The organism is Agromyces sp. G08B096 (assembly GCF_040267705.1).
GTDB lineage: Bacteria > Actinomycetota > Actinomycetes > Actinomycetales > Microbacteriaceae > Agromyces.
Genome location: NZ_CP158374.1, coordinates 756,790 through 767,370 on the forward strand (window position 1 = coordinate 756,790; position 10,581 = coordinate 767,370).

A 10,581-nucleotide genomic window follows, 5' to 3' on the forward strand; every position below is an offset into this window, starting at 1 on the left:
AGCGCCCCCTCTCCAGAAGGAGAGGGGGCGCTTTGACGTGGGGCCGGTTACAGCGAGGAGGTGCGTTCGTTGGCGCCGCGGATGACGAACGCGACGACGATGAGGCCTGCCGCGCCGGCGAGCATGAACACCGGGGAGGCGAGCGGGGCAAGCGGCCCGGCGGTGCCGTGCCCGACTGCGAAGGTCGAGAAGTCCCACAGGCCGTGGAGCACCATGGCCCAGATCAGGGTGCCGGTCGTGCGGCGGAGGATGTAGAACACGGTGCCGCCGAGGAACGCCATGCCGACCTGGGTCATCGTGAGGTCGAGGCCCTGTCCGCCGAGCGCGTTCGTGAGGTGCATGACCGCGAACGCTGCTGTGCTGATGAACCACACCCATCCCTCGTGGAGTCGGCTGCGCAGGCCGACGAGCAGCAGGCCGCGGGTCGCCATTTCCTCGGTGAAGCCGACCAGCAGCAGGACGATCGACGCGGCGAAGAAGCCGAGGTGATGAGTGGGATGACGAGCTGGAGGAAGAGGTCTTGAGGCGGATGGGGGAGTTGCGCGGTCGAACGCTTCCGCGCGCAGAGAAGGACGCGCACTTCGAGCAACTCCTGGACCAGTCGCAGATGCCTCCTGTGCCGACGGGGCGGATCCCCGCCGTCGGTGGTGCGGGCAGCTTGGCCGAGGAGCGGGCGGCGAAGAAGCTCGGGATCGGCGTCCCCGAACTTCGACGGCTGGCGCTCGGGCTCTGGTCGCGACCCCTCGAGGAGGAATCCTTCTGGCGGGCAGGTGTCGATAGCACGCCTCAGGCGCGTGGCCGAGTCACTCGCGTGCTTGTGAACGAGATCCGTGAATCTATGGGAAAGGAGCACTGATGGCTCGACCCAGGACAGCTATCGGGACGTACGGCATGATCAATGTGATCGAGGTGTCGCCCGGCAAATGGCGGGCGCGCACGCGATACCGATTCGCCGATGGAAAGGCCCGTCAGGTTGAGAAATACGGACCGAGCAGTGCGAAGGCGATCGCTGCGCTGAAGCAGGCGCTCACAACCGTCGAAGCGGATCGAGGTGGTGAGCTCAAGCCGACGACAACCCTGCGCGTCCTCGCGCAGATGTTCCTTGACGCGAAGCGCGATGTCGGGCGGTCGGAGGGCACCCTTGAGACCTACGGCTATGCCGTCACCGCGCACATCGTGCCAAGGATCGGCGACCCCACCGTCGCCGAAGCCAAGCCGGCCCGTCTGCAGCCCTTCCTCAACCGCGTTGAGAAGGAGAGTGGGGCCGGGGCGGCGAAGAACTGCCGCTCTACTCTGAGCGGGATGATGTCGATGGCTGTGGTCAATGGCGCGATCGAAAAGAACCCCGTGCGTGAGCTGGAGCGTATCTCCCGACCAAAGGGAAAGATGCGCGGTAGCGCGGCCATCCCGATCGATGAGCTGCCGAGCTTTCTCGCCAAGATCCGTTCTGACGCGGACCTCGAGAAATGGGACACCATCGAGCTGATCGAGTTCATGCTGTGCTCAGGCTGGCGCGTCGCGGAGGCGTGCGGCCTCGATATCGCCTCAGTGGACCTCGCCGCCGGCACTGCCGCCGTCGAAGCCATCAACGTCCGCGTCAAAGGCAAGGGGATCGTGCGCCAGGAGTTCCCAAAGACCGAGAAGTCCGCACGGGTCACCCCGCTGCCGGCGCAGACCGTGGAGCTGCTCCGGCGGCGACACGAGCGGCTGCGGGAGTTCACCACGCTGCTCTTCCCGACGCCCCTGATGCGCCTGCGCGACCCTTCGAACACGCAGCGTGAGATCCGAGACCGGCGCGAAGCACTCGGCTACCCCGAGCTCTCCACGCACTCGTTCCGCAAGACTGTGGCTACGATCCTTGACAAGGAAGGGCTGTCCGCCACCGAGATCGCCGATTACCTCGGCCACGAGAATCCGTCGATGACCCAAGACGTCTACATGAACACCCTGAAGGGATCCACGAAGGCTGCTGAGGTGATGGGGCGGCGGCTCGATGGGATGATTTGAATGTGCGGGGTTTGCGCGGAGTGTTCGACGGTTAGAAAACAAAAACCCCCGGTAAACCGGGGGTTAAGTGGCTCCGACCGGCATCGATCCGGTGACCTTTCGATTTTCAGTGAGCCTGGGCGGTTTTCGGCACTGTTCCTATGGTTGCGATATCGCGCTGATCAGGGATTCCGCGAAATCGTCACAGTTGGTTTCAGTTGCTTTTCGGGCCATTAATGGCCCTTTAATGGCCCAGACTTGGCGCGGATTCGGACGGCGGTCGACCCAAGCGAGCGATTCGGGCCGACCAGTCGAGCTGCATGCCGCGTCCGAGTGTCATCCCGATCCGGCATGCCCAATTCGGCTGCATCGATTGTCATCCGACACCGCTCGCCTCGTAGCCGTCGCGCGGCGGCGCGACCCGCACTACAACTGCCGCGGCTCACATTCCTCAAGCAGCAGAAAGTTGGAAATGTTTCCCTGGAGTATGGTGACGACACCATGACCAGACGACCAGCTCTGTCTGAGACGCATCCCGAACTTGCGGCGCAGTGGGACTACGAGGCGAACGGGTTCGGCCCGGACGCGGTCACGGCTGGCTCGAACATGAAGGCTTCTTGGGCGTGCGAAGTCGGGCCGTTGCACCGATGGCGCGAGTCCGTCTCGAACCGTTCCCGTGGCGGAGGCTGCCCGTACTGCTCTGGCCGACGCGCCCTCGCTGGCTTCAATGACCTGGCGACCACGCACTCCGGTCTTGTCGAGGAGTGGGATTTGGCTGTGAACGAGAAGGCGCCCACTGATGTGCGCCCTGGCTCGAAGTATGAGGCTGCGTGGGTTTGCCGCGTGCATGTGCAGCACCGGTGGCGGTCTCGGGTGAGCGCGCGAGCACTCCAGGGTCAGGGGTGCCCCGTCTGCGCGGGGAAGAAGGTCATCCGCGGTGTGAACGATCTTGCGGCCACGCACCCTCACCTCGCCGCAGAGTGGGCGGATGAGAACCCCTTACCCGCCACGCAGGTGGTCGCTGGCTCGAACCGTCGCTTCTCATGGGTTTGCTCAGTTGATCCTCGCCACCGCTGGGAGGCAACGCTGAACAACCGCAGTAGTGGTAGTGGCGGGGGTTGTCCGGTATGCGCGGGGAAGAAGGTCATGCCGGGCGTGAACGACCTTGCCACGAGCCGGCCGGACGTCGCCAAGCTATGGCACCCGTCCGCGAACTCTTCGGCACCGGAGGGCGTCACTGCGGGCTCGAGCAAGGTGGCGTGGTGGGTGTGCCCAAAGGATGCCCGCCACCGTTGGCAGCGACCTATCACGAGCCAAGTGCAATCCGGTGCGTACTGCCCGGTATGCGAGGGCCGTATCGCGATCGCCGGCGTCAACGACCTCGCGACCGCCCGCCCCGACCTCGCCGCGCAGTGGGATCCTTCCAACGCGCTCGCTCCCGAGGAGGTGACTACCGTGACGAGCAAGATAGTTGGCTGGGTGTGCCCGGCACACACCGAACATCGATGGCGGGCAAGAGTGGGCGATCGTGCCAAGGGTTACGGCTGCCCGATTTGCTCAGGCCGCCGCGCCTTCGCTGGTTTCAATGACCTCGCCTCCCGGAATCCTGGCTTGGCGGCCGAGTGGGACCCTGCGAACCCGATCCGGGCCGACCAAGTCACGTTCTCGTCCGCGCGGAAGGTGAACTGGATCTGCCCGAATGACGCGCGCCACAAGTGGCTGGCGAGCGTGAACAGCCGCAATAGCGGTGGCGGGCGCGGCTGCCCTTTCTGCGCCGGAAAGCGCATACACGTGGGCAGCATGGACCTTGCCACGACGCATCCGGACGTCGCTGCGGCGTGGGACCGGGAGAGGAACACGAGAACGCCCCAGCAGGTGACCGCGGGGTCCGGATATCGTGCCCACTGGGTGTGCGTCGTGGATCCCGAGCACCGCTGGCAGACGTCGGTTTCGAACCGAGCGCTCGGGGGGAACGAGTGCCCGGAGTGCTCGCGCCGTGTGGCATCCCGGATCGAGCGGGTCCTGTTTGAGGCGCTGGCCGATCATCTTGACGCTCCGGCGCACGGCCGGAAGGTGCCGGTGCCCTGGGGGCCGCAGACCGCAGCCGAGTTGGACATATCCGGCAGCTATCGAGGAGCACCGGTTGCGATCGAGTACGACGGACTCGCGTGGCACGAGAACCGTGCCGATGTGGACATCGCGAAGACGACCGCGATCCTTGAAGCCGGCTACTTCGTTGTGCGCATTCGGCAGGGCGAGCTCCCGCATCTTGAGCTCGAGCACCCGAGGCTCCTGCAATTGGACTATAGATACCGGTCCGGCACCGACGACAGGCTCGCGCTCTTTCTTCAGCCGACCGTCGCGACCATCCTCAAATGGCTGGAGGCGCAGACCACGCGTTCGCCGGAACCTTCGCCTACAGGCGATGTCGCCTCACCCGCCGATTTACCTCCCATGGGCGAGGCATGATTAGTCCTGTTAGGAACCCTGAGGCTCCGCCGGCAGCCACGCTTCCATACACTGATCCCGCACTCGACGCACTTGGTTGGGCTCGATGGTAGGCAGCACCGACAAACGGCACCACGTCCCAGCGGCGTGCATCGGCTACTTCTCGGAGACACCGAAAGCAATACGTCGAAAGAGCATGGTCGCCGTGCATCGATTCGTTCCCGATGTGAACTTCATGGCACGGGCCGAAAACGTCGGCTTCTCGCGTGACATCTATCGCGGCTCGCCGTTCCCCGAAGGAGGCTGGGATAACGACAATTACTTCGCCACCTTCGAGAAGATGGCACACAAAGAGGTCGATCGCATAGGGAGCAGCCCCAGCGGGGCCATCCCTGCTGATGACTGGATCCGAGTCGCTGCGTACGTGACCAGCCAATTCGCCAGGGCCCCCGACCTCGAACTCTCACTCGACGTTCTTGCCGAGGAAATGGGTATGTCTCGCGAGAACATGGATGTCGGCTACCTCATGAATCTCCCACGGGTCGGGAGCGCCGTGCTGCGAGCCCGATGGGAGTTCGTTCGCTCACCGAGCATCGATTTCATTCTGAACGATCGCGCTATTGCGGGCATCCGCTACGGCGATTGGGACTCGTTCGGGTATTTCGTACCCCTTCGCAAACGATTTGGCATTCGACTTGCAGGAGGCCCTTTTTCCAAGCGGATCACTCGGGTCAACGGCGAATGGAAGATCGAGATCCCGATTGTAGATCTCGAGGACTTTCAGGTCGAGCAACTCAACAGGTGGACATGGTGTGGAGGAGTCGCGGAGGTTTACGGGCCCTCCATCGAGCACCTTGACCATGTTCGTGCGCAGGTCAGCGCCGGCTCGATGTGGGATGACGTTCGTGAGATTGCCCGCAGAATTGAGGGTGCCTCGATGCTGACGCTGAGCAACAGCCAGCGTGTTGCGGATGAATGGCTACTCCCAAGTCTCATGGGAGGCATTAAGGAGCCGGAGCAAGGCATCGAGAACGTCCACCTCTCGGTGTAGGGCTCCAGATCGCCCGCTCCGGTAGCCCATTGCTGTCCTACTCGTGAGCGACCTGCTAGGGGAGCGCGTGCCCTACGGTTGTCGCATGGAAAGGCAAATGTGAACACAGAGGCGCTAGTCAAGTTGGTCAACCTCCAGCTCATCAACAACGACGCTGAGTTCGTGGCGGCTAACGAAATGCCCGTGGGACCCTTCGGCACTTCGGTGTTTGGGTCCATCAAGGGCTACCCGGTTCGGCTGGATTTCGTGATCAACCCTGCGAACGATCTGCGGGCAGTGCACCTCTTTGACCTAAGAACGAAAGCGCTTCTTGCTGAGCGGCTGATGTCTCGTACTTTTGACGAAGCGATCGAGGCGTATCCCTGGGCAGCGACAATTGCCACACTCGTTCTGACCTGACGTCAGTCCGATAGGGATCCGCTTCCGGCACACTCGCATGCCTGCCGCCCGCGGCCCGTTAGCGTCGAACCTACACCTCATCGGCTGAGGCCAACTTCCGGCATACGCCCGGCCGCGATGTTCCGATCGAATCCGGTACCGCCCGGCAGACGTGCCGTAGTGGTCGAGAGGCCGCGCACAGACTCGCGCGCAGCGGCCGTCGCGGTCGCGAGTCCGCGGTCGGCGCGATCGCGTTCCAGCGCGAGTACGAACTGTTCTCGCGCGTCATAGAGATCAGTCGCAATAACGTGCAGTCGGTTGGCATTACGTCCGCGAGTCATGCCTACATATACGCCCGCCGCATCCATGGCATCCTCGAGGATCGTGTGCGACTCGGGAACAGTCGCGCCTTGCATCCCGTAGGCGGTAGAGGCGTACGCCAGATGAGTGTGCTCGGCGACGTACTCCGACGGCAGACGCACAGTGCGTTGTCGCCGACAGCCGGAGCGTTCCTTCGCCCATACTGCGCCGTCGTCGCCCACGCCCTGGACGGTCCATGTCTGTCGATTCGCCACGGCTAGGTTGGAGTCGTTCTCCCGGGTTTGGATCACATCGCCGCGTCCGATTCTCAGACCGTCGCTGCCGGTCGCGGTGTGGTGGTCGTCGACGTGGCCGGTGAATACCTGTTCGTCGCGGATGCGCGCGTTCACGTCGCGCGCTTCGTCGATTGTCGCGACAGTCACCGCATCTCCGATACGCAACTCACGTGCGAGCGTTTCGCGTAGGGCATCCGGGCTTTCATGGATCACGACAAGGCCGAGCGCACGAAGACGGTCGAACAGGGATGCCGGATGCTCCCCGCGTCGCATCTGCACAGTGAGCGCGGCATACGCGGGGTCGCTGAAACGGTGCACGGCCATCATTCGGTGCACGCGCGGGAGCAATTGCGCTGCAATGTCGAGCACGCCGCCGCGACCCACCGCGGCGAGCTGCGCCCGATCGCCGACGAGCGCGAGCGTGGAGCCGTACTCGTCGGCGACGGTTAGGAGCGCGAGCGCGGTGTCCTGGTCGAGCATGCCGGCTTCGTCGACGACAATTCGCTCACCGCGGGCGAGCCGAGAGGATGCCGCGGGGCCTCCGTAGGGCGCACCGGTCTGTGGATCGCGCTCACCTATGGCGAGACGAGTCCAGACGCCGTCGCGATTCCAGCGCCAGCCGTGCTCGTGCACCAGCTTCGCGACGCTGTCGGCCGCAATCCCGAGTTCCTGGTGCGCGACATCCGCCGCCTTCTTCGTCGGCGTGACCACCCGCGTTGCACGACCCTGTGCAGCAGCCGTCGCGATCGCGGCGGCCAGCATCGTGGTCTTGCCCGCGCCCGCGGCGCCCTCCACGACAACGAGTGGGTCGGCGGACGCGACCGCGGCGGCGGCCCTCGCCTGCGCTGGATCCAGCCTCAGCCGTCGTACGATGCGGTGCACGTCGGGCGGACGGTTTCGAGACTTGGTTGCACGCGCACTCAGGAGATCGCGCAGCCGGGTCTCGCAGGCGATGACGCGCACGCTCGTCAGGTGAGCGACGTGCTCGGGGCGTGGGGCGTCCGGCGCAAGAACGGACAAGCAGTCCTCACTCGCCAACCGAGTCGCGAGCATGATCACCTCGCGCAACGGTCGCGGGGCGGATCGCACGCCTGCCTCCGTGATGATGCGCGTGACGTGGTCTTGGATGTCGTGCACCGTCCAGGTGGATGCGGCCGCAGCGCACCGGTCGAGTGCTCGGGATGCGACATCCTGAACGCGAAGCTCATCCAGCGCAATCGGCGGGCGCGCTGGCGCGCGCTCGAGATCGGAGCGGTATCCGGCATCCTAGAGTTCTGATCGCCAAGCCGACTCGCATCCGAGCTTGGTCGGCTTCTTGTGCGGCCGCCCGTGGTCCCACGCCATCGCGGTGAGACGCGCCAGCGCAGCCGGTCCGGGCTCCTCGTCGAGATGCGCGCGACGCCAGTCCTTCTCGAACTGCGAAAGGTTGCGCGCGACCTGCTCGGCTCGCTTGCTCATCACCGCATTGAACGGCTGCAACTCGGCGACCTCGCCGGTGACGGGATCGAGCGTGAGCCCGTGCGCGTCGAGGGCGGCCGCGAGCTGCGGATGTGCAGCGATGACCGCCGTGCCGAGCGAGCGGATCGCGCCCTGCTGTCGGAAGAGTGCCGCCGTGTCGAGGGCGCGCCACGCGGTTTCGGCCCACACCCTCGTGCCGACCTGGAAGTGGATGTGGCGGTGCGGATCGCCGGCGCGCGATGTCTTGTGCGAGACGGCGACGGTCTCGAATTGTTCGATCGGCACCACCCGCTGCGCGCCGCGCGGTCCGACCCGAGTGACGGAGTGCTGACCGAGCCAGGCGCGGATCTCTGCGACCGCGTCGCGCTGGGCGGCATCGAGCGCTTCGGATACCTCGTGGTGCAGTGCAGCCGCGATCGACAACGACTTGGGCGCATTCACGACCATCTCCGCGAACCGCGGCGAGCCATGACGACCGTCGCCGGGTAGGCGGGGCTTGCCCATCGACTCGCCGGTCAGTGGGTTGACCCAGTCGACCCACTGCGCGTACTCGTCGGGCGTCAGTGCGCCCTCGCCGATGACCTCGCCGGTACGGCCTACGACCGAGAACTCGGCGAGGGCTGTCCCGCCCTCGAGGTAGTACTCGTCAGCGCGCGATCGATCCGACTCGAGGTAGCGGCGCGCGTCTGCCCCGGAACCCCGGTACAGGATCACACCGCCCTTCATCGCCGCCCTCCGAGCTAGCTCAGGTTCTTGCAACTATCTACGGTAGCAAACGTCCATTCAGGAATGGCGGGCACGTAGCAAGGGAACGTATTTCTGAGCTGACGAAAGCGGAGCGGATCGTCCGGCTGGCCGCGCCCTGCGGTATCGACCGTGCAGTCAATCGTGCAGCGGTGGCCGCGGGAGGTAGGCGATGGCGATGCTCGCGGGCGGAGCCTACGGCCTCTACCCACCAGGCAGCCGCGAGCTCCTGGAACGAAGCGGAGACCTCGTCCTGCTCGATGGCGCTGATGCCGCACCGACCGAGTGGCGGTTCCTCGCTCGCGACCGTATCCGGGGGCGCCTTGTCCGGCGAAACGTCATCGTCGAAGCCGGCGGCCGTTCGAGCGCGCTCAACGTCGCTGCACGCGCCGCCCAGCTGGATCGGCGTGGTCGGAATGGTACCCGACCCCGTGACGAGCGCAGCAAGCGTCGGAAGCCACTGCCATTAGCGAAGACGTCGCCCCCGGGGTCGCTGACCCCCTGCTTGAACGGAGAAGGGCAGTTGAGCGCCCTGCAAAGGATCGCTTGTTCGACGTCTCGGCGCGCGCCAGAGCTTCCTTGTAGGTCCTCGCAGAACGGACTCGGGGTCCAAGGCGGTTCACCAATGATGCAGAGCGCACTCGGCAATTCGACGTAAGGGCCGCCAGGCCGGTCCGGCTAATGGTACGCGTTGGCCCACTTGGCTCGGGTACGTTGAACGACCTTACGAGCTCCACTCTGGTTCATCCTCCAGCGCGCGACGGCCAAGCTGACCTCATAGGCGTCTGCAGCCTGTTCGTCCGTCGCGTTCGCGCGGGCGAGGCGGAACGCTCCGTCGTACGGGATGAGTATCTCTCCGGAGAGCCAATCCGCTTCGGCTTCTTGGTCGCCGCCCAGTCCGCATTTTCTCTCGTCCGAGAAGGAGAGTCCGAACTGGTGTTCAAGGACGACATGAGCGAGCTCGTGACACATGGTGGTGCGCCTTCGTGTCTGGGGTTGCGCATCGTTCTCCAGAATCACGACGCCCCCGCCATGTGGAATGAGAGCCCCGGACAGAGCGCTCCCGTCCGCCTTCAGGAAGTGATCGCGCGCCGCGCCGTCGAGGGCGCTGAGCTGGACGACAGGGACTCCGTACTCAGAGGCGAAGGCGTACGGGTCAAACGGTGCGTATGCGTCGGTGCCGATTTCGGCTCGTAGCTCGAGCGCGAGGCGTCTGGCCTCAGCCTTGAATCCACGGCGCACGAGTCATCCCTGTGCCCGTGCGTGCCCGACAGCTAGACCGATGACCTGCTCCAAGTACTTGACGTCTGTCTCGCTGAGGTCCTTCCTTGCGCGCAGAAGGGGGGCAAGCTGGGCCATGAGGTCGGGCTCGCGCGAGTCAGCGGAGCTGTTGTCACTGTCACGGTCGAAGAACTGCTCGGCAGGGAGCCTGAGCCACGCGACGATCGTCGCGAATCCGTCGGTGTCGGGCTTCAACCCGTTGCCGAGCCTGGAGAGCAACGACGGACTTACGCCGATCTCACCTGCCAAGGCCCGCCAGGACAGCCCTCGCTCCTGACGGGCGGCGTCCAGTGCCGAGTGCAGCGCGGCCGTGTTGATCGTTGTCTTGGCCATGCCTCCAGTGTGTCACATCCGAAACGGTTCGTCGCCTATGACACGGGGTGTGTTAGAATTGAAACGCGGCGTCGGATGTGGAACGAAGGAGGTGCAGAATATGGCAGGCAAGCGAGGACGTAGCGCCATCCCGGGACGGTTCGTCAAGCAGTCCACGGTCAAGCGGCACTCCAAGATCACGACGAACGAGAGCACTGGCAAGGGCGGCAAGAAGAAGTAGAAGGAGAAAGTTGGCAATGAGACGCAAGTTTCGACCGGCAGCGATGTCGGCGGCGGTGGCTACTGTGATTCGCAATGGATGGCCCG

General features: G+C 64.8%; 9 protein-coding genes and 1 pseudogene. 5 read left to right on the top strand and 5 right to left on the bottom strand.

Annotated features, from left to right (window positions below):
• Positions 1–47: 47 nt before the first annotated feature.
• Positions 48–770 carry a CPBP family glutamic-type intramembrane protease gene (locus ABIQ69_RS03700; RefSeq protein WP_350350069.1) on the bottom strand — a complete coding sequence of 241 codons (723 nt, stop codon included), beginning with the start codon at positions 768–770 and terminating at the stop codon, positions 48–50.
• A gap of 85 nt (positions 771–855) precedes the next feature.
• Here ABIQ69_RS03700 and ABIQ69_RS03705 point away from each other — a divergent pair, with 85 nt between their 5' ends.
• From ABIQ69_RS03705 to ABIQ69_RS03725, 5 genes and pseudogenes are all read left to right on the top strand, one after another.
• Positions 856–2,007, top strand: a complete 1,152-nt coding sequence (locus tag ABIQ69_RS03705; RefSeq protein ID WP_350349056.1) for a site-specific integrase — start codon at positions 856–858, stop codon at positions 2,005–2,007.
• A gap of 480 nt (positions 2,008–2,487) precedes the next feature.
• Positions 2,488–3,105: pseudogene (locus tag ABIQ69_RS03710) on the top strand (zinc-ribbon domain-containing protein); the annotation flags it as partial.
• A gap of 27 nt (positions 3,106–3,132) precedes the next feature.
• Complete coding sequence (locus tag ABIQ69_RS03715; RefSeq protein ID WP_350350070.1) at positions 3,133–4,455, top strand: zinc-ribbon domain-containing protein; 1,323 nt, start codon at positions 3,133–3,135, stop codon at positions 4,453–4,455.
• 85 nt (positions 4,456–4,540) lie between these two features.
• Entirely contained in the window at positions 4,541–5,485 is a 945-nt protein-coding gene (locus tag ABIQ69_RS03720; protein WP_350349057.1) for a hypothetical protein, read from the top strand.
• A gap of 123 nt (positions 5,486–5,608) precedes the next feature.
• The gene (locus ABIQ69_RS03725; protein ID WP_350349058.1) at positions 5,609–5,884 is read left to right on the top strand and encodes a hypothetical protein; all 276 of its coding nucleotides are present in this window, start codon (positions 5,609–5,611) and stop codon (positions 5,882–5,884) included.
• Positions 5,885–5,961: 77 nt separating this feature from the next.
• Here ABIQ69_RS03725 and ABIQ69_RS03730 read toward each other — a convergent pair whose 3' ends face one another.
• From ABIQ69_RS03730 to ABIQ69_RS03745, 4 genes are all read right to left on the bottom strand, one after another.
• Positions 5,962–7,596, bottom strand: coding sequence for an AAA family ATPase (locus ABIQ69_RS03730; RefSeq protein WP_350349059.1), 1,635 nt, complete (start codon positions 7,594–7,596; stop codon positions 5,962–5,964).
• Positions 7,597–7,725: 129 nt separating this feature from the next.
• Entirely contained in the window at positions 7,726–8,643 is a 918-nt protein-coding gene (gene mobF / locus ABIQ69_RS03735; protein ID WP_350349060.1) for a MobF family relaxase, read from the bottom strand.
• A gap of 696 nt (positions 8,644–9,339) precedes the next feature.
• Positions 9,340–9,903 (bottom strand): ImmA/IrrE family metallo-endopeptidase, encoded by a 564-nt coding sequence (locus ABIQ69_RS03740; protein WP_350349061.1) that lies wholly within the window; start codon positions 9,901–9,903, stop codon positions 9,340–9,342.
• A gap of 3 nt (positions 9,904–9,906) precedes the next feature.
• Positions 9,907–10,275 carry a helix-turn-helix domain-containing protein gene (locus ABIQ69_RS03745; protein ID WP_350349062.1) on the bottom strand — a complete coding sequence of 123 codons (369 nt, stop codon included), beginning with the start codon at positions 10,273–10,275 and terminating at the stop codon, positions 9,907–9,909.
• Between the last annotated feature and the right edge of the window lie 306 nt (positions 10,276–10,581).